This window comes from Silvania confinis, from assembly GCF_025564085.1.
GTDB lineage: Bacteria > Pseudomonadota > Gammaproteobacteria > Enterobacterales > Enterobacteriaceae > Enterobacter > Enterobacter confinis.
Genome location: NZ_JAMGZJ010000064.1, coordinates 24,875 through 51,323, shown reverse-complemented (window position 1 = coordinate 51,323; position 26,449 = coordinate 24,875). Strand labels below are relative to the sequence as shown.

Genomic DNA, 26,449 nt, shown 5'->3' with positions numbered 1-26,449 from the left:
TGATGACGTAATTTCTGCCTCGGAGGTATTTAAAGAATGAATAAAATCCTATTAGTTGATGATGACCGAGAGCTGACATCCCTTTTAAAGGAGTTGCTCGACATGGAAGGCTTTGATGTATCGGTTGCCCATGATGGGGAGCAGGCCCTGAGCCAGCTCGACGATAGCATCGATTTACTTTTGCTCGATGTCATGATGCCGAAGAAGAACGGTATCGACACGCTTAAAGAGCTACGCCAGACGCACCAGACACCCGTGATTATGCTGACCGCGCGCGGCAGCGAATTGGATCGCGTACTCGGCCTTGAGCTGGGTGCCGATGACTATTTACCTAAACCGTTTAACGATCGTGAGCTGGTCGCGCGTATTCGCGCCATCCTGCGCCGTTCCCACTGGAGCGAGCAGCAGCAGAATACCGACAACAGCTCGCCAACGCTGGAAGTCGACGCCCTCAGCCTCAATCCAGGCCGCCAGGAAGCCAACTTTGACGGCCAGGCGCTGGAGCTAACCGGCACCGAGTTCACCCTGCTTTACCTGCTGGCGCAGCATCTCGGCCAGGTGGTATCACGTGAACATTTAAGCCAGGAAGTGCTGGGTAAACGCCTGACGCCGTTTGACCGCGCTATTGATATGCACATCTCTAACCTGCGCCGTAAATTGCCGGAGCGTAAAGATGGTCATCCATGGTTTAAAACGCTGCGTGGACGCGGTTATCTGATGGTTTCCGCTTCATGATAGGCAGCTTAACCGCCCGCATCTTCGCCATTTTTTGGCTGACGCTGGCACTGGTTTTAATGCTGGTTTTGATGTTACCCAAACTCGACTCACGCCAGATGACGGAGCTCCTCGACAGCGAGCAACGTCAGGGTGTGATGATCGAGCAGCACGTAGAAGCCGAACTGGCCATTGATCCGCCCAACGATTTGATGTGGTGGCGCAGGCTGTTTCGCGCCATCGATAAGTGGGCACCGCCCGGACAACGCCTGCTGCTGGTCACCAGCGAAGGGCGTGTGATCGGCGCGGAACGCAATGAAATGCAGATCATCCGCAACTTTATTGGCCAGGCGGATAACGCCGATCACCCGCAAAAGAAAAAGTACGGTCGCGTAGAGATGGTGGGGCCTTTTTCGGTCAGTGACGGGGAAGATAACTACCAGCTCTATCTGATTCGGCCGGCAAGCAATTCTCAGTCTGACTTTATCAACCTGCTATTTGACCGTCCGCTACTGCTGCTGATTGTCACCATGCTGGTCAGTTCGCCGCTACTGCTGTGGCTAGCCTGGAGTCTGGCGAAACCGGCGCGTAAGCTGAAAAACGCGGCAGATGAAGTCGCGCAGGGCAACCTGCGACAGCACCCGGAACTGGAAGCCGGCCCGCAGGAATTTTTAGCGGCAGGTGCCAGTTTTAACCAGATGGTGACAGCGCTCGAACGGATGATGACCGCTCAGCAGCGCCTGCTTTCGGATATCTCACACGAATTGCGTACCCCGCTGACGCGTCTGCAATTGGGCACTGCCCTGCTGCGCCGCCGCAGTGGTGAAAGCAAAGAACTGGAGCGTATCGAAACGGAAGCGCACCGTCTGGACAGCATGATCAACGATCTGCTGGTGATGTCGCGCAATCAGCAGAAAAACGCGCTGGTCAGCGAGACGGTGAAAGCCAATCACCTGTGGCATGAGGTGCTGGACAACGCCGCCTTCGAAGCGGAACAGGTGGGTAAATCGTTCACCGTTAACTTCCCGCCGGGACCATGGCCGCTGTACGGTAACCCCAACACGCTGGAAAGCGCGCTGGAAAATATCGTGCGTAACGCCCTGCGCTACTCGCATACCAAAATTGAGGTGGCGTTTGCGGTGGATAAAGACGGGATCACCATCAACGTGGATGATGACGGTCCTGGCGTGAGCCCGGAAGATCGCGAGCAGATTTTCCGTCCGTTCTACCGTACCGATGAGGCCCGCGACCGCGAATCTGGCGGTACCGGGTTGGGCCTGGCGATTGTCGAGACCGCCATTCAGCAGCATCGCGGCTGGGTAAAAGCCGATGACAGCCCGCTGGGTGGGTTGCGCTTAACGCTGTGGCTGCCGCTGTATAAACGCGCGTAACATATGTCATGCCGGGTGGCGGCTGCGCCTACCCGGCATGACGTTCAACTTCCCCACAATCTTCGCGAATTATCTTCGATCTGGCCGCTAATGCGGCGCTTTTGCATGGTTCTTGTCCAGCTGGTGGATAACCCCGCCGCCGACAGCAGGCGCCGGTACTGGTCGTCATCAAACGGCATATGCCAGGCGATGGCGCAGGCATCATAAACGGACACATCGCTCAGGCGTGACGCCAGCTCCAGCGGGGCTTCGGCGGAGACATTGCCCGCCAGCACTACGCGGTACAACCAGCCGGTTTTGCCTGCGTTTTGCAACTGGGCCGACATATCGCTGATGCCAAAATGGTAGTTGAGCTTAAAACAGGGAGAACGTGGCTGGGTGACCTGGATCAGCGTCTCCCCCCAGCGGTAGATATCGCCGATAAAGACGTTGTGCTCCGTCAGCCCATCGGTAGAGAGGTTCTCGCCAAAAGCGGGGGCGACAAACAGGTCGGCCTGAGCGGGATACTCGCGCGCCCAGTGCTGATAGTGTTCTCGCGGATAGTGGCACAGCGCGCGCTCGGGCCCGCCGTGGATTTTCTTCTCGGCTTGCTCATCGCCAGCCAGCCCCAGTTCGCTCAACGTCAGCTCACCGTCAACCTGCAGTTTAGCAATCGCACTCGGGCGACTGCCGTCGTAATCCCTTACTTTTCCGGTAAATACGTTAGCGGGATAGTTCATCGCGACTCCTTATGCAGATTGTGGGTATAAAAAAAGCGAGTCATCAGACTCGCTTCTCACAGGTGGCAATGCAACCTTATTTTTTAGCGGCGAAACGCGCTGCTGCTTCGTCCCAGTTCACCACGTCCCAGAATGCTTTGATGTAGTCTGGACGACGGTTCTGGAATTTCAGGTAGTAAGCGTGTTCCCACACGTCCAGGCCCACGATTGGGAAGCCGGATGCGCCAGAGACTGCTTCACCCATCAGCGGGGAGTCCTGGTTAGCGGTAGAAACCACAGCCAGTTTGTCGCCTTTCAGTACCAGCCACGCCCAGCCTGAGCCGAAACGGGTAGCAGCGGCTTTTTCAAACTCAGCTTTGAAGTTATCAACGGAACCGAAGTCGCGCTCGATAGCGGATTTCAGGTCACCCTGCAGGGTGGTGCCGGTTTTCAGGCCTTTCCAGAAGAAGCTGTGGTTCGCGTGACCGCCTGCGTTGTTGCGCAGTACGGTTTTCTTGTCAGCTGGCAGTTGATCGAGTTTAGCGATCAGCTCTTCCGCAGACAGGCTAGCGAATTCCGGCAGGCTTTCCAGCGCAGCGTTGGCGTTATTGACATAGGCCTGGTGGTGTTTAGTGTGATGGATTTCCATCGTCTGCTTGTCGAAATGCGGCTCCAGTGCGTCATAAGCGTACGGCAGGGATGGCAGGGTATAGCTCATAATCATCTCCATTAATTGTCGGGCGGCAAAGGTGTTAATGCCGCGTAAGCAGTTGGTTCATTATAGTTAATTAAATGATATTGAAAATGTTTATCAATGCCGTAGTTATAATAAGGTTATAACTTCTGGTTATGTTACTGATCTGGCGGGGGGTGTGAGCGCGATCGCGCTCACAGACGATATATTTATCAGGCAGCATGGCGGCTGCGATGACGCCACTGAACCGGAGTCATCCCTATCTCCCGGTTGAACACCACCGAAAAATAGTTACTGTCCTCAAACCCACACTGCATCGCCACTTCACTGACCATCATCTCAGTATGCTGGAGCAGATACTGCGCGTGGCAGATCCGCAGCTGACGCAGATAATGGTTGACCGTCATCCCGGTCTGAGCCCGGAACTGCTGGCGCAGGGCGCGCTCGCTGCACTGCTCCTGTTCACAGAACTTTTCCAGCACAAAGCTGCGGTTGAGGCTGCCTGCAAGCGTGGTAATGAGCTTATCCAGCAACGCTTCCGGCCCGCTGGCGGCAGGGCCGTCGGTGGCATAGCGATAGCGTTTCAAGGTTAACACCAGCTGGGCGAACAGCAGTTCAGACAGTTCAAACGCGTGCGGACAGTCTTTCTTGCTCTCCTGTTCGAGCTGGGTGATCACCGGGCGGACCTGCGTCATGCCGTTGCTGCCAAGTCGCCAGTGCGGGTTGGCGCGCGTATCCAGAAAGCCCGGAATATTCTCCCCCCAGTCGACGTTGAGCCGCAGCCGGTCAGGGCAGTAAATGACATTTTGCAGCACCAGATCGTTCACTGAGGCGTAGGAGTGTTTATCTTCGGCACGGATGTAAAACAGATCTCCGCGGGTAATGCGGTAAGGGCGATCGTTGAGGACATGCAAACCATTGCCGCGCCACACCAGCACCAGCTCGCAAAAGTCATGGGTATGTTCAGCAAAGACATTTTGCGGATAGCGATCCGCTACCGCCACGGCCTGCGCGGAAGATGCAAAAAAATCGGCTCTACGAAGAATCAGCTGTCCCGCCACATCCCAACCCCAACGGTGAATAACCTGACATTATTACCCGGTTTATGGTCAGAAAACGGTGATTGCCTTCGCGTTACTGAAGTGACGCGTCCCGGCCCTGACGAATGTCGCGAGGCGACCATTCAAACTCGCGGCGAAAAAGGGTGGAAAAGTGATTACTGTCGCCGAAACCGCAATGATAGGCGATATCCGTCACGCTATCATCGGTATGGCGCAGCAGGTGGCGGGCTTTGATCAGCCGCAGGCGATTCAGATAGCGTTGGGGCGTCAGTCCGGTGTGCTGCTTTAGCTGGCGATGCAAGGTGCGCAACGAGAGCGAAAAGGTCTCTGCCAGCGTCTCCCAGCACACCTCTTCGGCAAAATGGTCTTCCATCCAGGCCATCAGCTGATTGAGCCGGGCATCGTTATTCTCCAGCCCCTCCACCAGGCTGCTGCGGCGCAGCAGAACCAGCAGCTGCATAAACAGCAGTTCGCGGCTGGCAAGCGTATGGGTTTCGTTATTGTCGTCAGACTGTTCCATCTGGCTGACCAGCTGGCGTACCTGCTGCAGCGTGGACTGATTCACCCGCCAGTGCGATGGATAGTGCCCGTCTATTTCCTGCGGCAGCAGCTGATTGATGCCGGACAAAAACTGGAACGCATCCGGGGAACGATACAGAACGTTGGTCAGGCACAGATTGTCGGTATGTTCGTACAAGTGCCGGTCGTGGTCGCGGACAAAACAGACCGTGCCGCCGCTGATGGTATAGGGCTGGCCGTTAAAGACGTGGATCCCGGTCCCATGTTCAACAATCACAATTTCATGAAAATCATGATGATGCTCAGGAAAGGCCGCCTGAGGCAGTCGCGGTTCAATCGCCACAGGCGAGCCTGTAGAAGGGAAAAAATCCACGCTGTGCAGTACGGTCATCACGGCCACCACTAATGAGAAATGTTCTCAAAATAGTAATGAAGGGATGCCGTTCTCACCTTAAATTTCCGACAGCAATTGGCGCAAATCCTGTCGCTTTTTTAAGAAACGGCGGGAAAGATCCGGAAATGCGGCCAGCGTCACATCGCCCGAAATCCGCGCTATTAATGGAAATTGTGAACTCCCTCACGTTCATCTTTGCTTTCTTGCCAGCAGTGGAATTCCGCTGTCAGTGGCAAGAAGGTGTTTTTTTGTTCCCCTTCTTACACTTTCGAGCAATGACTCTAAGAAGGACCTCCGACCATGACTTTCCGCCATTGTGTGGCCGTCGATTTAGGCGCATCCAGCGGCCGCGTTATGCTGGCGAGCTATCACCGCGAACAGCGCACGCTTCTGCTTCGCGAGATCCACCGTTTTGTTAACTGTCTGCAAAAGCAGGACGGCTTTGACTGCTGGGATATCGACAGCCTGGAAGCGGAGATCCGCACCGGGCTGAATAAGGTGTGCGAAGAGGGTATTCGCATCGACAGCATCGGGATCGACACCTGGGGCGTGGATTACGTGCTGCTGGACCGCCAGGGCAAGCGCATCGGGCTGCCGGTTTCCTATCGCGACAGCCGTACCGACGGAATGATGGCGCACGCGCAGCAGCAAATTGGCAAAGCAGAAATCTATGGTCGCAGCGGCATTCAGTTCCTGCCATTCAACACCCTGTATCAGTTACGGGCGCTGATTGAACAGCAGCCGGATCTGGCGGCAAACGTCGCCCATGCGCTGCTGATCCCGGACTACTTCAGCTACCGGCTGACCGGCAAGATGAACTGGGAGTACACCAACGCCACCACCACTCAGCTGGTGAACATCAACTCCGATAGCTGGGATGAAAACCTGCTCAGCTGGACCGGCGCACCGCAGAGCTGGTTCGGCACGCCTACCCATCCGGGCAACGTGATCGGTCACTGGATATGCCCGCAGGGTCATTCGATCCCGGTGGTCGCCGTGGCCAGCCACGATACCGCCAGCGCGGTGATCGCCTCGCCGCTGGCCAGCCAGGATGCAGCGTATCTCTCCTCCGGCACCTGGTCGCTGATGGGCTTTGAAAGCAAAACCCCGTACACCAGCGAGCACGCGCTGGCGGCCAATATCACCAACGAAGGTGGAGCAGAAGGTCGCTATCGGGTGCTGAAAAACATTATGGGCCTGTGGCTGCTGCAGCGGGTGCTGAAAGAGCAGAGCGTGAGCGACCTGGCCGCCCTGATTAGTGAAACCGAAACGGTTCCGGCGTGCCGTTTCCTGATCAATCCGAACGATGGCCGCTTTATCAATCCAGACAACATGAGCGCGGAGATCCAGGCCGCCTGTCGCGACAGCGCGCAGCCGGTGCCTGCCAGCGCCGCCGAGCTGGCACGCTGCATCTTTGACAGCCTCGCCCTGCTGTACGCCGAGGTGCTGCACGAGCTGGCGACCCTGCGCGGCAAGCCGTTCAGCCAGCTGCACATTGTGGGCGGTGGCTGCCAGAACCAGCTGCTTAACCAGCTGTGCGCCGACGCTTGCGGTATCACCGTGGTCGCCGGGCCGATTGAAGCCTCAACCCTCGGCAATATCGGCATCCAGCTGATGACCCTCGACGAACTGACCAACGTTGACCAATTCCGTCAGGTGGTGACCGGCAATTATGCCCTGACCACCTTTACCCCCCATCCCGATCATGAAATTGCCCGCTATCGCGCGCAGTTACAGCAACAACGACCGACTAAGGAGCTTTGCGCATGACCACTCAACTTGAACAAGCCTGGGAACTGGCTAAACAGCGTTTCGCCGCCGTGGGCGTGGATGTCGAGGAGGCTCTGCGTCAGCTCGACCGTCTGCCCGTCTCTATGCACTGCTGGCAGGGCGATGACGTCGCCGGCTTTGAGAACCCAGGCGGCGCGCTGACCGGGGGTATTCAGGCCACCGGTAACTATCCGGGCAAGGCGCGTAACGCCTCGGAACTGCGGGCAGATCTCGAGCTGGCCCTGAGCCTGATCCCGGGCCCTAAACGCCTGAACCTGCATGCCATTTATCTGGAATCCGACCAGCCGGTCGATCGCAATGCGATTAAGCCAGAACACTTTAAGAACTGGGTCGAGTGGGCCAGAGCCAACAAGCTGGGGCTGGATTTTAACCCGTCCTGCTTCTCGCACCCTTTGAGCGCCGACGGATTTACCCTCTCCCACGCCGACGACGAGATTCGCCAGTTCTGGATTGATCACGTGAAGGCCAGCCGCCGCGTGTCGGCGTATTTCGGCGAGCAGCTCGGTACGCCATCGGTGATGAACATCTGGATCCCGGACGGGATGAAAGACATCACCGTCGATCGCCTCGCCCCGCGCCAGCGTCTGCTGGCGGCGCTGGATGACGCGATGAGCGAGAAACTGGATCCGGCGCACCACCTCGATGCGGTTGAGAGCAAGCTGTTCGGCATCGGTGCCGAGAGCTACACCGTCGGCTCCGGCGAGTTCTACATGGGTTACGCCACCAGCCGTCAGACCGCGCTGTGTCTGGATGCGGGCCACTTCCATCCGACGGAAGTGATCTCCGACAAAATCTCTGCCGCGATGCTGTACGTCCCGCACCTGCTGCTGCACGTGAGCCGCCCGGTGCGCTGGGACAGCGACCACGTGGTGCTGCTGGATGATGAAACCCAGGCCATCGCCAGCGAAATTATCCGCCATGACCTGTTCGACCGCGTGCACATCGGCCTCGACTTCTTCGACGCATCGATTAACCGCATCGCGGCGTGGGTTATCGGCACCCGCAACATGAAAAAAGCCCTGCTGCGCGCCCTGCTGGAACCGACCGGGGAGCTGCGTGCGCTGGAAGCGGCTGGCGATTACACCACCCGTCTGGCGCTGCTGGAAGAACAAAAATCGCTGCCGTGGCAGGCGGTATGGGAGATGTACTGCCAGCGCAACGATACCCCGGCGGGCAGCCAGTGGCTGGATAGCGTGCGGGCGTATGAGCAAGACGTGCTGGCGAATCGTAAGTAACAACATTGCCCGGCGGCGCTTCGCTTGCCGGGCCTACAAGTCAGAACAGGCCGGGAAAGCACAGCGCCACCCGGCATTTTTAAAGGAAACACAGAATGCAGACCATCACTCAATCCTGGTTCGTCCAGGGCATGATCAAAGCCACCACCGACGCCTGGCTGAAAGGCTGGGACGAGCGCAACGGCGGTAACCTGACGCTACGCCTGGAGGATGCGGATATCGCCCCGTTCGAAGCCGACTTCCACGCGAAGCCGCGCTATATCGCCCTGAGCCAGCCGATGCCGCTGCTCGCCAACACGCCGTTTATTGTCACCGGCTCCGGCAAGTTCTTCCGCAACGTCCAGCTCGATCCGGCGGCGAATTTAGGTATCGTAAAAGTGGACAGCGACGGCGCGGGCTACCACATTCTTTGGGGGCTGACCCACGAAGCGGTGCCAACCTCTGAACTGCCGGCCCACTTCCTTTCCCACTGTGAGCGTATCAAAGCCACCGGTGGGAAAGACCGCGTGATCATGCACTGCCACGCCACCAACCTGATCGCCCTGACCTTTGTGCTGGAGAACAACACTGACGTTATCACCCGTCAGCTGTGGGAAGGCAGTACCGAGTGTCTGGTAGTGTTCCCGGATGGCGTGGGCATTCTGCCGTGGATGGTGCCAGGTACTGACGAAATTGGCGAAGCCACCGCCGTTGAGATGCAAAAACATTCCCTGGTGCTGTGGCCGTTCCACGGTGTGTTTGGCAGCGGCCCGAACCTTGATGAAACCTTTGGCCTGATCGACACCGCCGAGAAGTCTGCCGAAGTGCTGGTGAAAGTCTATTCCATGGGTGGCATGAAGCAGACCATCACCCGGGAAGAACTGATTGCGCTGGGCAAACGCTTTGGCGTTAACCCGATGCAGTCTGCGTTAGATCTGTACAAATAAGAACATCGCGCCCCGCTCACCGAGACGGGGCGAAACTGCACCTGCAATCCCTACACAACTGACTCATGTGGAGTAAAAGCAATGAAAATAAAGACAAGCTTGATCCTCACCGTTGCCGCTCTGGCGTTGTCCGGTTCCGCGATAGCTGAAGTGAAAATCGCCCTGGTGGCGAAATCGTTAGGTAATGGTTTCTTTGAAGCCGCAAACGTGGGCGCCCAGGAGGCAGCCAAAGAGTTAGGTGATGTAAAAGTGATTTATACCGGCCCAACCACCACCACCGCAGAAGCGCAGATCGAAGTGCTGAACGGGTTGATCGCGCAGGGGGTAGATGCGATCGCTATCTCTGCCAACGATCCTGATGCCGTGGTACCGGTGCTGAAAAAGGCGATGCAGCGCGGGATCAAAGTGGTGTCATGGGATTCCGGCGTGGCGAAAGCGGGCCGACAGATCCACCTCAACCCGTCCAATAACGCCCTGATTGGCGAAACCAACGTCAAGCTGGCGGCCGAAGCGCTGAAAGCGCTGAACGTCGAAAAAGGCGACGTGGCGATCCTCAGCGCCACCCCAACCTCCACTAACCAGAACACCTGGATTGCCGAGATGAAAAAGGTGCTGCCACAGTACCCGTCGGTCAATCTGGTGACCGTGGCCTATGGCGACGATCTGTCGGACAAGAGCTACCGTGAAGCGGTCGGTCTGCTGAAAACCTATCCTGACCTGAAAGTGATTGTCTCCCCGTCATCCGTGGGCATTGTGGCGGCGGCGCAGGCGGTTAAAGACCAGGGCAAGATTGGCAAAGTGTATGTCACCGGCTTAGGCCTGCCGTCTGAGATGGCGGGCGCGGTGAAATCCGGCGCCAGCAAGAGCTTCGCCATCTGGAACCCGATCGACCTCGGCTATGCCGCTACGTATTTAGCGGATGACCTGGTGAAAGGCACCGCCACCAAGCAGGAAGCCAGCATGGGTAAACTGGGCAAAGTGAAGCTCGATGCCGACGGCAGCGGCGCGATGGCTGAGCCGTTTGTTTACGATGCCAGCAACATTGATAAGTTCTCGAAAATCTTTTAATCCTTTCTCCCTCTCCCTGTGGGAGAGGGCCGGGGTGAGGGCATCAGGCCGCACGTCCCCTCACCCTAACCCTCTCCCGAGGGGAGAGGGGATCATTTGGAGAACTATCATGTCCACACCCCTGCTTCAACTTCAGGGCATCACCAAGGTTTTCCCCGGTGTGCGGGCCCTTGAGAACGTGCAGCTCGAGCTGTGGCCCGGCAAAGTCACCGCCCTTATCGGTGAGAATGGCGCGGGCAAATCCACGCTGGTCAAAGTGATGACCGGCATCTATCAGCCTGACGAAGGCGAGATCCTCTACAAAGCGATACCTATCCACCTGCCCACACCCGACTCGGCGCATAAGGTGGGCATTACCGCTATTCACCAGGAGACCGTGCTGTTCGATGAGCTGTCGGTCACCGAAAATATTTTTGTCGGCCAGTATCTGCATAAAGGCATTTTCAAGAAGCTCGACTGGCCGGAAATGCACCGCAAAGCGCAGGCGATCCTCACCCGTCTGGAGGTGCAGATTGACCCGCGTGCGACGCTCAAAACCCTGAGCATCGCCCAACGCCATATGGTGGCGATTGCCCGTGCGCTGTCGTTCGACGCCCAGGTGGTGATCCTCGATGAACCGACCGCCGCCCTGTCGCAGCACGAAATCCTTGAGTTTTACCAGATTGTCGAGCGCCTGAAGCAGGAAGGAAAAGCCATCCTGTTTATCTCGCATAAATTCGACGAGATTTTTGAGCTGGCGGATCACTACACCATCCTGCGCGACGGCGTGTTTGTCGGCGCAGGTGCCATCAACGACATCACCGAAGAGCGGATGGTGGCGATGATGGTCGGGCGCGCCATTACCCAGACCTTCCCGAAAGTGGCCTGCGAAAAAGGCGCAACCGTGCTGGAAGTGCAGGATCTCTGCCATCCAACTGAGTTTGCCAATATCTCTTTCACCCTCCGCAAAGGCGAAATCCTCGGCTTTTACGGGCTGGTCGGCGCCGGGCGCACCGAGCTGATGCAGGCCCTGAGCGGGGTGTCTCGCCCCTCTTCCGGCAATATTGTGCTCAACGGCAACGCCCAGCACTTCCGCCAGCCGGCGGACGCCATCAAAGCCGGGATCGTCTGCGTGCCCGAAGAGCGGCAAAAACAGGGGGCGATTATCGAGCTGTCGATTGCGCAGAACATCAGCCTGCCGCAGCTCAGCAAACTCAACCCTAACGGGGTGCTGAATGAGGAGCAGGAGTGGCAACTGGCGGATGAATACGCGAAGCGCCTGCAGGTAAAAGCCTTTAGCTGGAAACAGGCGGTTGAAACGCTGTCCGGCGGCAATCAGCAAAAAGTGGTGATCGGCAAATGGCTGGCGACCCACCCGGACGTCATCATTCTGGATGAACCGACCAAAGGGATCGACATCGGTTCCAAAGCGGCGGTGCATCAGTTTATGTCTGAGCTGGTCGGTCAGGGGCTGGCGGTGATCATGGTCTCCTCCGAACTGCCGGAAGTGATGGGCATGGCCGACCGGATTATCGTCATGCATGAAGGGCTGATGGTGGCGGAGTATCAGGCGGGTGAGGCAACAGCCGAAACCATCGTCAGCGCCGCCAGCGGTGCCAGACAGGAGGCCGCATAATGGTGCAGCAACTGCTTAAACACCGCGAGGCGCTACTGGCCGCGGTGATCGTGCTGATGATTATCGCCATCGGCACGCGCGTCCCGTCGTTTATCGCCCCGGGCAACCTGGTGGAGATGTTCAACGACACCTCGATTCTGATTATTCTCGCCCTCGGCCAGATGATGGTGCTGCTCACCAAAGGCATTGACCTGTCGATGGCGGCCAATCTGGCGCTGACCGGCATGATTGTCGCGCTGATTAACTTCCACTACCCCGACGTGCCGGTGTGGGCGCTGCTGATTCTGGCCACCGCGCTTGGCCTGCTGATGGGGATGATCAACGGTTTACTGGTGTGGAAGATGGGTATTCCGGCGATTGTGGTGACGCTCGGCACCATGAGCATCTACCGCGGGATTATCTTTTTGCTCTCCGGCGGCGGCTGGGTCAACTCCAACCAGATGGGCGCGGACTTCCTCGGTCTGCCACGTACCTCACTGCTGGGGATGCCGGTACTGAGCTGGTGCGCCGTTGCCGCGCTGCTGCTGGTGGGGTATTTCCTGCGCTACAGCCGCACCGGCCGCGCACTTTACACCGCAGGCGGCAACGCCACGGCGGCGTACTACACCGGGATCAACGCCGGCAAAATGCAGTTCGTCAGCTTCTGCCTCTCCGGGGCGCTGGCTGGATTCTGCGGCTATCTGTGGATCTCGCGCTTTGCGGTGGCCTATGTCGACGTCGCCAACGGCTTTGAGCTACAGGTGGTGGCGGCCTGCGTGATCGGCGGCATCAGCACCATGGGCGGCACCGGTCGGGTACTGGGCTGCCTGTGCGGGGCGCTGTTCCTTGGGGTCATCAACAATGCCCTGCCGGTGATCGGCGTGTCGCCGTTCTGGCAGATGGCCATCTCCGGGACGGTGATCGTGATTGCGGTGCTGCTCAATGAGCGCGGCAATAAACGTAAAGGTCGGTTAATCCTGCGCGACGCGGCGCTGGCACGCCAGAAACAGGCGGTAAGATCATGAGCAAAATTATGACGTCTGAAGAGATCAAAAGCAGGCCCGCTGCGGCGGGGATTTTCCAGCGCCTGCTGTGCTGGGAAGGTTTTCTGCTGGCGGTAACGCTGGCGGTGTTTGTGGTTAACGCCCTGGCCTCCCCGTACTTCCTCGATATCTGGAACCTGTCGGATGCCACGTTCAACTTCACCGAAAAAGCGATCATCGTGCTGCCAATGGCGATGCTGATTATCGCCCGTGAAATTGACCTGTCGGTGGCCTCCACCATCGCGCTCAGCTCCACGGTGATGGGCTTTTGCGCGGCGGCCGGGCTGGATACACCGCTGCTGGTGTGCGTGGGGTTAGGGGTCGGATTGCTGTGCGGGCTGTTCAACGGCCTGCTGGTGACACGCTTTAACCTGTCGTCGATTGTGATCACCATCGGCACCATGAGCCTGTATCGCGGCATTACCTACATTCTGCTCGGCGACCAGGCGCTGAACGCCTACCCGGAAAGCTTTGCCTGGCTTGGACAAGGCTACGTCTGGGGGGCGCTGTCGTTTGAGTTCGCGCTGTTTATCGTGCTGGCATTGCTGTTTGCCTTCGTGCTGCATCGCACCAACTTCGGCCGCCGCACCTACGCCATCGGCAATAACCCGACCGGCGCGTGGTATTCCGGTATTAACGTCAAACGCCACAACCTGATCCTGTTTGCGCTGGTGGGGCTGATGGCGGGACTGGCGTCGGTGCTGCTCACCTCGCGTCTGGGCAGTACCCGCCCGACCATCGCGATGGGCTGGGAGCTGGCGGTGGTGACCATGGCGGTCCTGGGTGGTGTGAATATCCTCGGCGGTTCCGGCAGCATGGTCGGCGTGATTATCGCCGCCTTCCTGATGGGGCTGGTGACCTTCGGCCTGAGCCTGCTCAACGTGCCGGGCATTGTGATGTCGGTGATTATCGGCGCGATGCTGATTGTGGTGATCTCCCTGCCGATTATCACCCGCCGGATTATGCAGCGAAGACGGATCTAAATGTCGGGCGGCGCAGCGCCGCCGGGCATAAAAATCAACGTAATTAAGGAGAATTATCATGAGCTTTATGTTGGCGCTTCCTAAAATCAGCCTGCACGGCGCGGGCGCAATCGGCGATATGGTGAATCTGGTCGCAAGCAAACAGTGGGGCACCGCGCTGATCGTCACCGACGGCCAGCTGGTAAAAATGGGCCTGCTCGACAGCCTGTTTGCCGCGCTGGATGAGAAGCAGATGTCGTATCACCTGTTCGACGAGGTGTTCCCGAACCCAACGGAAGCGCTGGTGCAAAAAGGCTATGCCGCTTACCAGGCCGCGCAGTGCGATTACCTCATTGCCTTCGGCGGCGGCAGCCCGATTGATACCGCCAAAGCGATTAAAATCCTGACCGCCAATCCGGGTCCTTCCACCGCCTACTCCGGGGTCGGCAAAGTGAAAAACGCCGGCGTGCCGCTGGTGGCCATTAACACCACCGCCGGAACGGCGGCGGAGATGACCAGCAACGCCGTGATCATCGACACTGACCGTCAGGTGAAAGAGGTGATTATCGACCCGAACATCATCCCGGATATCGCCGTGGACGATGCCAGCGTGATGCTGGATATTCCGGCCTCCGTCACCGCCGCCACCGGGATGGATGCCCTGACCCACGCCATCGAAGCCTATGTGTCCGTCGGCGCGCACCCGCTGACCGATGCCAACGCGCTGGAGGCGATTCGCTTAATTACCCAGTGGCTGCCCCACGCCGTCGACAACGGGCACAACCTCGAGGCCCGCGAGCAAATGGCCTTTGGACAGTACCTGGCGGGGATGGCATTTAACAGCGCCGGACTGGGCCTGGTGCACGCCCTGGCCCACCAACCGGGTGCCACGCACAACCTGCCGCACGGCGTCTGCAATGCCATCCTGCTGCCGATCATCGAAAACTTTAATCGCCCGAACGCCGTCGCACGGTTTGCCCGCGTGGCGCAGGCGATGGGCGTTGATACCCGTGAGATGAGCGATGAAGTGGCAAGCATGGAGGCGATCAATGCCATCCGCGCCCTGAGCACCCGCGTCGGCATTCCATCTGGCTTCAGCAAACTGGGCGTCACCCAGGCCGATATCGAAGGCTGGCTGGATAAAGCCCTCGCCGACCCATGTGCGCCATGCAACCCGCGCACCGCCAGCCGCGACGAGGTGCGCGAGCTGTATCTGGAGGCCTTATGATCCGCAAAGCCTTTGTGATGCAGGTAAACCCCGATGCCCACGAGGAGTACCAGCGGCGTCACACCCCCATCTGGCCGGAACTGGAAGCGGTGCTGAAAGACCACGGCGCGCACCACTACGCCATCTGGCTGGATAAAGAACGCAACCTGCTGTTCGCCACGGTGGAGATTGAATCGGAGGAGCGCTGGAACGCGGTAGCGAATACCGACGTCTGCCAGCGCTGGTGGAAGCACATGGGTGACGTGATGCCGTCGAACCCGGACAACAGCCCGGTGAGCACCGGGCTGCAAGAGGTGTTTTACCTGGCCTGATGTGTTAACGCTGCCGCGCTCGCGGCAGCGATATCCCGCTTGCTGCTCAACGTAAAGGCCGACACCGCCGTCACTGCCAGTACAAAACAGCCCAGCATCAGATACGTATCCTGGAAGCCGATCCGGTCATACATATTCCCGGCAAAGGCCGAAAGGAAGATCGCCGCCAGCTGTTTGGCAAAGTTAAAGCCAATCAGGTAGATGGTGGCCGACAGGCGGGTATCAAAGACGCCGGTAATGTATTTGAACGCGCCCACCAGCAGGAACGGTACTTCCAGCGCATGCAGCATTTTCAGGGCAATCACTTCCGCAACCGTAGTGGCAAACGACGAGCCGATAATGCGCGTCGCCATAATCAACCCGGCAATCAGCAGCGTATTTTTGGCACCGATACGGTTAATGATCCACGGTGAGCAGAACATGATAATGGCATTGCAAATCTCCCCGGCGGTGGTCGCAAAACCAAATGCCCGGGTGCCTTCCTCCGGCGTGGCGAAGAAGGTTTTAAAGAAGGTGGCAAACTGCTGATCGAACACGTCGTAGACGCAGGCCACGCCAATCACATACAAAACGAACATCCACATTTTGCGCTGGCGGAACAGGTTAATCACGGTTTTGACGGTGATCTGCGACTGGTTAGCGCCTAACGCCCCCATCACCTGTGCGGTCTGGTTAGGCTTCGGTTTGGCCACCACCAGCAGCAACATCAGCAGCAACGCCGCCGCCGATCCCATCCAGAAAACATACGACGGATCGATACTGAACAGCACCCCGCCGGTGGAGGCACACAGCCCCCAGCCCAGGCAGCCGAACATCCGCGCCTTACCGTATTCAAAGAAGCTGTTACGGCTTACGCGTTCGATGTAGGCCTCGATCGCCCCGGCGCCCGCCGAGAAGACAAAACCGATATACAACCCACCGCTCAGCGCCCCGAGCCAGATGCTGACTTTCAGCAGCGGGGCGAAGACGTAGAGGAAAAAGGGGGCAAAAAAGAACAGCAGAACGGCGATAATCCACAGCAGGTGTTTCTTCAGCCCCAGCTTGTCAGATACCACTCCCAGCACCGGCTGGAACGCAATGGCAGACAGCGAAATGCAGGAGAAGACGATCCCGGTATGGGTTTTATTCAGGCCGATGATATCCGACAGCCAGATCGGCAGGAACGGAAAGCAGGTCGCCATAATGAAGAAGTAGAGAAAGAAGAATGTCCCGAAGATCCAGAAGTTAGGGTTGTCTTTGTGGGTACAGGCAGTCGTGTTCATTATTTTTATCCTCAACTGAGGGCCGGTTGCCCGGCCCATTGGCCTTATACGCGTTCAACGCCAATCAGAATGGCGGTTTCCGGATCCAGAATCGGCAGCGCAAGTCCCGCCTGCATCAGCCATTCGCCGCTCACCGTTTGCGGAGCCTCCATCCACGCCGGCAGCTTGCGCATGGTGTGGCCGCCTTCACCGGTCAGACGGATATTCGGGTGATCGAGCAGCGTGATGCGGTACTGGGCGTTGGCCTCCAGCCCCGGCATGCGCAGCGGCATCATCAGGGTGTAATCCGGCATCGCCAGCTGGCTGACAATAAACAGCCCCTGCTTCTTATCGTCACTCACTATACCTTGCGCCAGAGTAGTGGCATCGGGCATATCCACGCGCCACTGGGTGCCGTGGTGAATCACTTCGCGCCACTGCTTGTGCAGCGCCGCATAGTGGCGGTAGCCGTCGCGCTCATGCTGATCCACGCTCAGCGGATCCAGCTCCAGCCCCATATGGCCAAACAGCGCCGTCAGGCCGCGGAATGCAATGCTGTGCTGGCGGAAAGTCGCGTGGCATTTATGATGACCGATATGCGCGCCCATCACCTCCGGCGGGAAGAAATAGCTCATCCCGCGCTGAATGGTGTTGCGCTCCAGCGCGTCGTTGTTGTCGGAAGCCCAGAAGCGGTGGCAGCGGGTCAGCACTTCATAATCAATGCGCCCACCGCCGGAGGAGCAGGATTCAAACTCCACCTGCGGGAAGCGCTCGCCGAGGATATCCAGCAGGCGGTAGTACTGGCGGGTCTGGGCGTCGGCGGCGGCTTTACCGTGATGACCAGGCTGCACCAGCTCGCGGTTCATATCCCACTTCACATAGTCCACCGGGTGTTCACCCAGCAGCCAGCTCATGCGTTCCAGAATATAATCAAAGGCTTGTGGAATATTCAGGTTCATCACCAGCTGATGACGACCGGTCGCCTGGGCGTATCCCGGCAGCCCCAGCACCCAGTCAGGATGAGCGCGATACAGATCCGAATCCGGGCTAATCATTTCCGGTTCAACCCAGATGCCAAACTCCATGCCGAGGTTTTTGACGTGATTGATCACCGGCATCAGGCCGTTAGGGTATTTTTTCTCGTCGAGAGTCCAGTCGCCCAGCGCGCGGTGGTCGTCATTACGTCCTTTGAACCAGCCGTCGTCGATGATAAAGCGCTCCACCCCCAGCGTGGCCGCTTCTTCGGCCATCCGCATGATGTATTCCGGGTCGTGATTAAAGTAGATCCCCTCCCAGGTGTTGAGATGCACCGGGCGCGGTTTGTTCTCCGGGAAGCGAATGAGGTTATCGCGCAGATAGCGGTGGAACTGCTGGCTCATGCCGTTCAGCCCCTGTGCCGAATAGCTGGCGTACAGGCGCGGCGTCCACAGGGTTTCGCCCTCCTGCAGGTTCATTTCGCCCGGCAGATACAGCGCTTCGGCCTGCAGGTAGCGGCGGCCGTCGGTTTTGGCCTCCGCGCGCAGGCGGTGGTTGCCGCTCCAGCCGAGGTGAACGCCCCAGACGTCACCCGCCATTTCGCTAAAGCCTGCCGTGCCGCTGATCAACGCCGGGAAGTGCTCGTGGGAGGAGCGGCCGCGACGGTTTTCGATAACAAAACTGTCGTGCTCCAGCAGCAGACGATGCGGCTGGAATTCACGGATCCAGCGGCCATGGAACGCCATCACTTCGCGCGAACGTTCCGCCAGCGGCAGGGTGACGGCCAGGCGATCCACCTGCCACGGCTGGCTCTTAAGGTTGGTCAGGCCGTGGCGAACCACCAGCACACCGCTGTCGTCCAGCGCAATTTCGCTGGCTAAGCGCAGGCCTGCGTGGTCATCTTCTGCCGTCAGGGTCAGGGTTTGCCCCTCCTGCGAGACCGCAACGGTGCGGAACTGCGGCGAGCCGTCGAGCCCCTGGCGGTGGCCCTCAATACCCGGCGCACCAAACAGGCCGTGGGCAAGCTCCGCCATCAGCGTCACCGGCAAGTCGACATCCAGCCTGCCGTTGGCGACCGGACGGGACAACGTGGCGGCATCTTGTGGTGAAAAGTAGCGAAGGTGCGGCCCCCAGTAAAGAATTTCGCCGAACGGGTGAGTTTTAATAACCACATCTACCGTTTCGCTGGTAATTCGTAAAATTGAATCGTGCATCGGACATCTCCTGTCGTCGGGATGTCCTGAGTGTTGATCCGAAACGTTTCGGATAGAAACCAAAACGTTTCGGATTTGTGATCGGGTTTAGAAAATAGGGAAATTTATGCCGTCTGGCCTGGGGAGAATTCTGGTTGCCACAGCACCTGAAGCTGACTGATGTCGTCGCCGTTAATGAGCTGCCGCACCATGTCGGCGATCTGTTTCCCGACGCCTTCGCGGGTGGACTGGATCACTGCTGCCACATCGATGTCGACAATGCTGTCCTGTGGCAGGCCGTCGTAAACCACCAGCGAAACGGCGTTTTCGCCCGTTAAGCGCCCCATCTGCGCCAGTGCCATCGCGGCACCGTCGCCGTGGGTGTTGCAGTCGGTGACGATCGCCGTTGGCGCTACATCCCTTGCCAGCAGTGCCTGAGTGGTGGTGTACCCCGCGCGGCGCGACGGCGGCATGATACACAGCCATTCGCTGGAGAGCCCCGCCTCGTGCAGGGCATCGAGGTAGCCCTGGCGGCGCTGGGTAATAAACGCCTGGTTGTTGCTTTCCCCTAACAGGGCGATGCGCTGATGCCCGCGCGCGATAAGACGCCGCGTCGCCTGGTAGGTTCCGGCATAGTTATCAAAATCGAACCACGCATACGGCTCCGGCAAATGGCTACGCCCGAGCGCGAGGAACGGGAACCCGGCGGCCTGCAGCTGTTCGAGACGCGGATCGTTGTCCAGGGTGTGGGCCACGATCAGCGCATCCACGCGGCGGCTTTGCACCATCCGCATATAGCTGTGTTTGTTAGCCAGATCGTCGTCGGCAATTAGCAGTAAATCGATCTCATGTCGCGCCAGTTCGTGGCTAATTTCGCCGACCATGTCCATAAAAACGCTGTTATTGAGCGGAACAGGATGCACCGGAAACACCAGCCCCACGGCGTCGATTTTGCCCATCTTCAGGCGGCGAGCGAAGGTGTTCGGACGATAGCCACGGCGCTGGGCTTCGGCTTCTACGCGGGCGCGCGTCTCGCGGGAGACGTCATCGTAGCCGTTCAGGGCGCGGCTGACTGTGGTAACCGACAGTCCCAGTTCTTTGGCAATGGCTTTAAGCGACATGATTATCCGTGTCTGACTCGTTAGTTTTGTTCAGCAACCATCAGCGCACAGGTATCGCGCTCAAGGGCTTTAAAAATATGCGGCTGATCGGCGGGATAGCAAATGTAGTCCCCTTCCCCCAGCTCTTCCGGCGCGTCCGTCAGGCCAACCAGCGCCCGACCCTGGGTCACAATAATGTGCTCAACCGCCCCCGTCGTATGCGGATGAGAAATACGATCCGCACCCGGCTGCGCCATCAGCATGTAGATATCACGTCGCGCACCCGGGGGGCAGCTCGCTAACAAAATGGCTTCAAAGTTTGCCTGCTCGGCAATCACTTTTGTCCCTTCGCCACGGCGGATCACCTGGGTCGTGGGCTGCTGTGGCTCAAGCAAGCGGGCAAAGGGGATGCCTAACGCCACGCACAGCGACCAGAGCGTTTCGAGGCTGGGGTTGCCGTTACCGGACTCAAGCTGCGACAGCGTGGATTTGGCGATCCCGGCGCGGCGGGCGATTTCCGCCAGCGAAAGTCCGGTCCGCAGACGTTCCCGCACCAGGCTTTTGGCGATCACGCTAATTGGCTGCGTCATAAAACGGCCTCTGTTCTATAAATCGAACGAATCGTTCATCTTGTAAAACGATATTGATGCGTTCATTATAATGGATATTCGTTCGATATGGCTAACAGTGTATGAAGCATTCTCTTTCAAGTCTTAAAGGCGACACCATCAAGGCGATTGTGCTGGTGTGTCTGGCGGTGGGTGTGGTGGGCATGTCCTACGGCTCGCTGGCGATGGCGTATGGCTTCCCGCTGTGGGTGCCGTTTGTGCTGTCGGTTTCCGTGCTGGCGGGGGCATCCGAATTTATGTTTATCGGCATTGTCGCCAGCGGCGGGAACCCGCTTGCCGCGGCGGCGGCCGGGTTACTGGTCAATGCCCGCCATGTGCCCTTTGGCGTGACGGTGCGTGAACTGGTGGGTAAACGCGGTCTGAGCCTGCTGGGTTGCCACATTATGAACGACGAAAGCGTGGTGTTTGGCCTGTCGCAAAAAACGCTGGAACAGCGAAAAGCCGCGTACTGGCTCTGCGGTCTGGGTGTAGCGATTATCTGGCCGTTAGGCACGATGCTGGGGGCGTTAGTCGGCAAGCTGCTGCCCGCGCCCGAAACCATCGGTCTGGATGCGGTATTCCCGGCGATTTTACTGGCCTTAGTGGTGCCCGCCTTTAAAAACCGCACCACGCTTATCCGCGCTTGCAGCGGTGCCGCGCTGTCGCTGGCCGCCGTGCCCTTTGCCCCGGTGGGCCTGCCGGTGCTGCTTTCGTTACTGGGTCTGGCGGCGAGGAAAAAATAATGGAAAACATGACCGTCTTTATTCTCGGCATCGTTATTTTATCCACCGGAACCTATCTGATGCGCCTCGGTGGCGCCAAACTGGGCAGCCGGTTAGCGCTGTCCGAACGTTTGCAAGCGCTGCTGTCGGATGCCGCAACCGTGCTGCTGTTTTCGGTTGCACTGGCGACGACCTTTTATGAAGGGGAGCATTTTGCCGGGATGGCGCGCGTGCTGGGGGTGGCTTTTGCCGTGTTCCTTGCCTGGCGCAAGGTGCCGTTGATTATTGTGATCGTCGCAGCGGCGGTGGTGACGGCGCTGTTACGTCTGGCGGGTATAAACTAAAAAAGCGCCCCGGGGGCGCTCTTTCGACAGATGCTTGTTAACTTATTTGTTTAGTTCAGCGGTCATGTGCACGCGGTTACCCGAGAATGCCTGAGTAATGGTGTAGGACGATGCGCCTTCCTGCTGGGCCTGAGCGGCAATTTTAGCTTCAGCGCCATCAATGGTGCTGGCAGATGCGGTAACAGTCTGCGCTGCGAAAGAACCAAAAGAAGCGGCCAGAGCGATAACTGCGACAAAAGTTTTGATGTTTTTCATGATGTAAATCCTTCAAGTTAGTTGTTTGGATAAGGCGTTTCGCCTTGATGTGATAATAATAGGCCTCATCAATGACAACTAAAAGCGGAAGGATTTGCCGAAATCATTCAAAATTACTGATCAACAATTAAACGCTGTGGATGGGTATACACTGTGGCTCTCCCCGGCTTGCAGAATCCCACCAGCGTCAGGTTGCAGCGTTCCGCCACCTCGACGGCCAGCGTCGTGGCAGCCGAGACCGCAAACAGGATCTCCACTCCGCACATCGCCGCTTTTTGGACCATCTCGTAGCTGGCCCGGCTCGAGACCAGCGCCGCCCCCTGCTGCCATATCTCACTTTCACCCGCCCGGCGACCCAGCAGTTTATCCAGCGCGACATGCCTGCCGACATCCTCATGCCCACCCGCAATCTCGCCCGACGGCAGGATCCAGGCCGCCGCATGCGTGCACCCGCTCAACTGACCAATCGGCTGGACGGTATGAAGCGTCTCCAGCGCCACGTCGAGATTCGCGAGGGTAAACGTCTGGCTAAAGGGCAGCGGCGTAATGGGTTTGCCAATGTCGTTCAGTTGCTCCACGCCGCAGACCCCGCAGCCGGTGCGTCCGGCCAGCGCGCGGCGCCGCTCTTTCAATCCCATAAAGCGACGGCTGGAGAGTTCAATCTGCACTTCCAGTCCATTACAGACCTGCACCACTTCCATGCCGTAGATCTCCTGCGGATGGTCGATGATGCCTTCGGAGAGGGAAAAGCCGATGGCAAACTGCGTCAGATCCTTGGGCGAAGCCATCATTACTACGTGTGAGATCCCGTTATACACCAGCGCCACGGGCACTTCCTGCGCCAGCCAGTCCGGGATCGGCTGTGAAAGCTGCGGGGGCCGGCGCACCTCGCAGGTCACGACGCCAACAGGCAAGGAATGGGATGGGGTTTCACGATTGAGTTTTGGCACGACCTGATCCTGAGCGACTTCGCAATTAAGCCCGCTATTGCAGCACAAACAGCAGGCCTTGCGCATAGTATGGATCAATTTTTGGTGCAGATGCTTGTGCTAATGACTTACCCCTTGCGAGGGAGGGCCTGAAAATATCGCTACAGACTCGTAACATGCAAGGGTAATAAATTGACATTCCTCACATTTTTCACTTCATCTGCATAGATTTTGTTCACGTTGTTTTAACTTCATTCAAACAGGCCTACCGACATTGTGGTATTCTGAATCATATCCCTTATGGAAATGAGGGAATTCATAAATTCGTCATCTTTGCGTCTATTATTTAAGCGCAAAGAAAAATTATATGGTTGCAATGTCGAAACAAGGAGTGACCCATGCAGGTCAGCAGAAGGCAGTTCTTTAAGATCTGCGCTGGCGGTATGGCAGGCACAACGGCAGCGGCACTGGGCTTTGCTCCAGGCGTAGCGCTGGCGGAAACACGGCAGTACAAACTGCTGCGCACCCGCGAAACCCGTAACACCTGTACGTACTGCTCTGTCGGTTGTGGGCTGTTAATGTATAGCCTCGGCGACGGCGCGAAAAACGCTAAAGCATCTATTACTCATATCGAAGGCGACCCGGATCACCCGGTCAACCGCGGTGCGCTGTGCCCGAAAGGGGCCGGTCTGGTGGACTTCATTCACTCAGAAAGCCGCCTGAAGTTCCCTGAATATCGTGCGCCAGGCTCCGATAAATGGCAGCAAATTGGCTGGGACGAGGCGTTTGATCGCATCGCTAAGCTGATGAAAGAAGACCGCGATGCCAACTTTGTCGCCCAGAACGCTGACGGCGTCACCGTTAACCGCTGGCTCTCCACCGGGATGCTGTGTGCCTCTGCCTCCAGTAACGAAACCGGTTATTTAACCCAGAAATTTACGCGCGCACTCGGCATGCTCGCGGTCGACAACCAGGCGCGTGTCTGACACGGACCAACGGTAGCAAGTCTTGCTCCAACATTTGGTCGCGGTGCGATGACCAACCACTGGGTCGACATCAAAAACGCCAACCTCATCGTCGTGATGGGTGGAAACGCGGCAGAAGCGCATCCGGTGGGATTCCGCTGGGCGATGGAAGCCAAAATCCACAATGGCGCGAAGCTGATTGTTATCGATCCGCGCTTTACGCGTACGGCATCGGTCGCCGACTTCTATGCTCCAATTCGTTCCGGTACTGACATCACTTTCCTGTCAGGCGTACTGCTGTACCTGCTGACTAACGAAAAATATAACCGTGAATACACCGAGGCCTACACCAACGCCAGCCTGATCGTGCGTGAGGACTACAGCTTCGACGATGGCCTGTTCAGCGGTTATGACGCCGAAAAACGCAAATACGATAAAACCAGCTGGAACTACGAGCTGGATGAAAACGGCTTTGCGAAACGCGATACTACCCTGACCCACCCGCGCTGTGTATGGAACCTGCTGAAAACGCACGTCTCCCGCTACACGCCGGATGTCGTAGAGAACATCTGTGGCACGCCGAAGGCCGACTTCCTGAAGGTATGCGAGTACATCGCCGAAACCAGCGTTCACGATAAAACCGCATCGTTCCTGTATGCGCTGGGCTGGACGCAGCACTCCGTCGGCGCGCAGAACATCCGCACCATGGCGATGGTTCAGCTGCTGCTCGGCAACATGGGGATGGCCGGCGGCGGCGTCAACGCCCTGCGCGGTCACTCCAACATTCAGGGTTTAACCGACATCGGCCTGCTGTCGCAGAGCCTGACCGGTTACATGACCCTGCCAAGCGAGAAGCAGGCCGATCTCCAGACCTACCTCACCGCCAACACGCCGAAACCGCTGCTGGAAGGTCAGGTTAACTATTGGGGTAACTACCCGAAATTCTTCGTCTCAATGATGAAAGCCTTTTATGGCGATAAAGCGACGGCCGAGAACAGCTGGGGCTACGACTTACTGCCGAAGTGGGATAAAGGTTACGACGTTCTGCAGTATTTCGAGATGATGAACCAGGGCCAGGTCAACGGCTATCTGTGTCAAGGCTTTAACCCGGTAGCCTCGTTCCCGAACAAGAACAAGGTGGTGGCGTCCCTGTCGAAACTGAAGTTCCTGGTAACGATTGACCCGCTTAATACCGAGACCTCGACCTTCTGGCAGAACCACGGCGAATCGAACGACGTTGACCCGTCAACAATCCAGACCGAAGTGTTCCGTCTGCCGTCGACCTGCTTCGCCGAAGAGAACGGCTCTATCGTTAACTCCGGTCGCTGGCTGCAGTGGCACTGGAAAGGCGCAGACGCCCCAGGCATCGCCATGAACGACGGCGAGATCCTGGCCGGTATCTTCTTACGTCTGCGTAAGATGTATGCGGCACAGGGCGGCGCGAATCCGGAACAGGTTCTGAGCATGACCTGGAACTACTCGACCCCGGACAACCCGGCGCCAGAAGAAGTGGCGATGGAGAGCAACGGCAAAGCGCTGGCAGATATTATCGACCCGGCCACCGGCACCGTGCTGGCGAAGAAAGGCGAGCAGATCAGCACCTTTGCCCATCTGCGCGACGACGGCACCACCTCGAGCGGCTGCTGGATCTTCGCCGGAAGCTGGACGCCAAAAGGCAACCAGATGGCCAACCGCGATAACGCCGACCCGTCGGGCCTCGGCAATACGCTGGGCTGGGCATGGGCGTGGCCGCTGAACCGCCGCATCCTCTATAACCGCGCCTCCGCCGATCCACAGGGTAAACCGTGGGATCCGAAGCGCCAGCTCCTGAAATGGGACGGCGCGAAGTGGGGCGGCGTGGATATTCCGGACTACAACGCCTCTGCGCCTGGCAGCGACGTCGGGCCGTTTATCATGCAGCCGGAAGGGATGGGACGCTTGTTTGCGATCGATAAGATGGCAGAAGGGCCGTTCCCGGAACATTACGAGCCGTTTGAGACGCCGCTGGGCACTAACCCGCTGCACCCGAACGTGGTCTCCAACCCGGCTGCCCGTATCTTTAAAGGTGATTTCGAGGCGCTGGGCAAAAAAGACAAGTTCCCGTATGTCGGCACCACTTACCGTCTGACCGAGCATTTCCACTACTGGACCAAGCACGCGCTGCTTAACGCTATCGCGCAGCCGGAACAGTTCGTGGAGATCGGCGAGAAGCTGGCGAACAAGCTCGGCATTGCGCAAGGCGATACGGTGAAAGTCTCCTCTAACCGTGGCTACATCAAAGCCAAGGCAGTGGTGACCAAGCGTATCCGCACCCTGAAGGTACACGGTCAGGAGGTGGATACCATCGGCATTCCGATCCACTGGGGTTATGAAGGGGTGGCGAAGAAAGGGTTTATCGCCAATACCCTGACGCCGTTCGTCGGTGATGCGAATACGCAGACGCCGGAGTTCAAAGCTTTCCTCGTAAACGTGGAAAAGGTGTAACGGA

24 protein-coding genes are annotated in these 26,449 nt (G+C 58.1%); 14 read left to right on the top strand and 10 right to left on the bottom strand.

Translation table 11 applies throughout. The features are described from left to right. Positions 1-36 precede the first annotated feature (36 nt). Together cpxR and cpxA are read left to right on the top strand one after the other, a co-directional pair. On the top strand, positions 37-735 hold the full coding sequence (gene cpxR, locus M8013_RS02450) for an envelope stress response regulator transcription factor CpxR (RefSeq protein ID WP_271266249.1): 699 nt from the start codon (positions 37-39) through the stop codon (positions 733-735). After that, complete coding sequence (gene cpxA, locus M8013_RS02445; protein WP_271266248.1) at positions 732-2,105, top strand: envelope stress sensor histidine kinase CpxA; 1,374 nt, start codon at positions 732-734, stop codon at positions 2,103-2,105. The genes cpxR and cpxA overlap by 4 nt, the downstream gene beginning before the upstream one ends. Before the next feature lie 44 nt (positions 2,106-2,149). On the opposite strand, the gene yiiM is transcribed toward cpxA, so the two are convergent. The 4 genes from yiiM to rhaS (M8013_RS02425) form a co-directional block, all read right to left on the bottom strand. Then, positions 2,150-2,824, bottom strand: a complete 675-nt coding sequence (gene yiiM / locus M8013_RS02440; protein ID WP_271266247.1) for a 6-hydroxyaminopurine reductase — start codon at positions 2,822-2,824, stop codon at positions 2,150-2,152. Positions 2,825-2,900: 76 nt separating this feature from the next. Next, complete coding sequence (sodA, locus tag M8013_RS02435; RefSeq protein ID WP_271266246.1) at positions 2,901-3,521, bottom strand: superoxide dismutase [Mn]; 621 nt, start codon at positions 3,519-3,521, stop codon at positions 2,901-2,903. Between the two features lie 188 nt (positions 3,522-3,709). Beyond that, positions 3,710-4,558 carry an HTH-type transcriptional activator RhaR gene (rhaR, locus tag M8013_RS02430; protein WP_271266245.1) on the bottom strand — a complete coding sequence of 283 codons (849 nt, stop codon included), beginning with the start codon at positions 4,556-4,558 and terminating at the stop codon, positions 3,710-3,712. A 73-nt stretch (positions 4,559-4,631) separates the two neighbouring features. Beyond that, positions 4,632-5,468, bottom strand: a complete 837-nt coding sequence (gene rhaS, locus M8013_RS02425) for an HTH-type transcriptional activator RhaS (protein WP_271266244.1) — start codon at positions 5,466-5,468, stop codon at positions 4,632-4,634. 303 nt (positions 5,469-5,771) lie between these two features. On the opposite strand from rhaS (M8013_RS02425), the gene rhaB reads away from it, so the two are divergent. The 9 genes from rhaB (at position 5,772) to rhaM (ending at position 15,629) form a co-directional block, all read left to right on the top strand. Then, positions 5,772-7,241, top strand: coding sequence for a rhamnulokinase (gene rhaB, locus M8013_RS02420; protein ID WP_271266243.1), 1,470 nt, complete (start codon positions 5,772-5,774; stop codon positions 7,239-7,241). Further along, a complete protein-coding gene (gene rhaA / locus M8013_RS02415) occupies positions 7,238-8,497 on the top strand; it encodes an L-rhamnose isomerase (RefSeq protein ID WP_271266242.1) in 1,260 nt (419 codons plus the stop codon). Before rhaB ends, rhaA begins: the two co-directional genes overlap by 4 nt. 95 nt (positions 8,498-8,592) lie before the next feature. Further along, positions 8,593-9,423, top strand: a complete 831-nt coding sequence (rhaD, locus tag M8013_RS02410; RefSeq protein ID WP_271266241.1) for a rhamnulose-1-phosphate aldolase — start codon at positions 8,593-8,595, stop codon at positions 9,421-9,423. A gap of 81 nt (positions 9,424-9,504) precedes the next feature. Continuing rightward, positions 9,505-10,491 carry a rhamnose ABC transporter substrate-binding protein gene (rhaS, locus tag M8013_RS02405; protein WP_271266240.1) on the top strand — a complete coding sequence of 329 codons (987 nt, stop codon included), beginning with the start codon at positions 9,505-9,507 and terminating at the stop codon, positions 10,489-10,491. Between the two features lie 109 nt (positions 10,492-10,600). Then, the gene (locus M8013_RS02400; RefSeq protein ID WP_271266239.1) at positions 10,601-12,106 is read left to right on the top strand and encodes a sugar ABC transporter ATP-binding protein; all 1,506 of its coding nucleotides are present in this window, start codon (positions 10,601-10,603) and stop codon (positions 12,104-12,106) included. Beyond that, the gene (locus M8013_RS02395) at positions 12,106-13,110 is read left to right on the top strand and encodes an ABC transporter permease (RefSeq protein ID WP_271266238.1); all 1,005 of its coding nucleotides are present in this window, start codon (positions 12,106-12,108) and stop codon (positions 13,108-13,110) included. Before M8013_RS02400 ends, M8013_RS02395 begins: the two co-directional genes overlap by 1 nt. After that, a complete protein-coding gene (locus M8013_RS02390) occupies positions 13,107-14,111 on the top strand; it encodes an ABC transporter permease (protein ID WP_271266237.1) in 1,005 nt (334 codons plus the stop codon). The genes M8013_RS02395 and M8013_RS02390 overlap by 4 nt, the downstream gene beginning before the upstream one ends. A 58-nt stretch (positions 14,112-14,169) precedes the next feature. Next, positions 14,170-15,318 (top strand): lactaldehyde reductase, encoded by a 1,149-nt coding sequence (gene fucO / locus M8013_RS02385; RefSeq protein WP_271266236.1) that lies wholly within the window; start codon positions 14,170-14,172, stop codon positions 15,316-15,318. Next, complete coding sequence (rhaM, locus tag M8013_RS02380; RefSeq protein ID WP_271266235.1) at positions 15,315-15,629, top strand: L-rhamnose mutarotase; 315 nt, start codon at positions 15,315-15,317, stop codon at positions 15,627-15,629. The genes fucO and rhaM overlap by 4 nt, the downstream gene beginning before the upstream one ends. Here the strand turns inward: rhaM and M8013_RS02375 are convergent. The 4 genes from M8013_RS02375 to M8013_RS02360 all read right to left on the bottom strand — a co-directional run bounded on the left by M8013_RS02375 (position 15,617) and on the right by M8013_RS02360 (position 20,728). Then, the gene (locus M8013_RS02375) at positions 15,617-16,891 is read right to left on the bottom strand and encodes an MFS transporter (RefSeq protein WP_271266234.1); all 1,275 of its coding nucleotides are present in this window, start codon (positions 16,889-16,891) and stop codon (positions 15,617-15,619) included. The two genes, rhaM and M8013_RS02375, sit on opposite strands and share 13 nt — an antisense overlap. A 44-nt stretch (positions 16,892-16,935) precedes the next feature. Then, positions 16,936-19,059 (bottom strand): alpha-galactosidase, encoded by a 2,124-nt coding sequence (locus M8013_RS02370; RefSeq protein ID WP_271266233.1) that lies wholly within the window; start codon positions 19,057-19,059, stop codon positions 16,936-16,938. 104 nt (positions 19,060-19,163) lie between these two features. After that, the gene (locus M8013_RS02365; protein WP_271266232.1) at positions 19,164-20,159 is read right to left on the bottom strand and encodes a LacI family DNA-binding transcriptional regulator; all 996 of its coding nucleotides are present in this window, start codon (positions 20,157-20,159) and stop codon (positions 19,164-19,166) included. A 20-nt stretch (positions 20,160-20,179) separates the two neighbouring features. Beyond that, positions 20,180-20,728, bottom strand: coding sequence for a helix-turn-helix domain-containing protein (locus M8013_RS02360; protein ID WP_271266231.1), 549 nt, complete (start codon positions 20,726-20,728; stop codon positions 20,180-20,182). Positions 20,729-20,829: 101 nt separating this feature from the next. Here M8013_RS02360 and M8013_RS02355 point away from each other — a divergent pair, with 101 nt between their 5' ends. Together M8013_RS02355 and M8013_RS02350 are read left to right on the top strand one after the other, a co-directional pair. Then, entirely contained in the window at positions 20,830-21,489 is a 660-nt protein-coding gene (locus M8013_RS02355) for an AzlC family ABC transporter permease (protein ID WP_271266230.1), read from the top strand. Continuing rightward, positions 21,489-21,812 (top strand): AzlD domain-containing protein, encoded by a 324-nt coding sequence (locus M8013_RS02350; protein WP_271266229.1) that lies wholly within the window; start codon positions 21,489-21,491, stop codon positions 21,810-21,812. The genes M8013_RS02355 and M8013_RS02350 overlap by 1 nt, the downstream gene beginning before the upstream one ends. Before the next feature lie 42 nt (positions 21,813-21,854). On the opposite strand, the gene M8013_RS02345 is transcribed toward M8013_RS02350, so the two are convergent. Then, a complete protein-coding gene (locus M8013_RS02345) occupies positions 21,855-22,067 on the bottom strand; it encodes a YdgH/BhsA/McbA family protein (RefSeq protein ID WP_271266228.1) in 213 nt (70 codons plus the stop codon). Positions 22,068-22,180: 113 nt separating this feature from the next. Continuing rightward, on the bottom strand, positions 22,181-22,966 hold the full coding sequence (fdhD, locus tag M8013_RS02340) for a formate dehydrogenase accessory sulfurtransferase FdhD (protein ID WP_418939520.1): 786 nt from the start codon (positions 22,964-22,966) through the stop codon (positions 22,181-22,183). 428 nt (positions 22,967-23,394) lie between these two features. Here fdhD and fdnG point away from each other — a divergent pair, with 428 nt between their 5' ends. Then, the gene (gene fdnG / locus M8013_RS02335; RefSeq protein ID WP_271266226.1) at positions 23,395-26,445 is read left to right on the top strand and encodes a formate dehydrogenase-N subunit alpha; all 3,051 of its coding nucleotides are present in this window, start codon (positions 23,395-23,397) and stop codon (positions 26,443-26,445) included. The last annotated feature ends 4 nt before the right edge of the window (positions 26,446-26,449 follow it).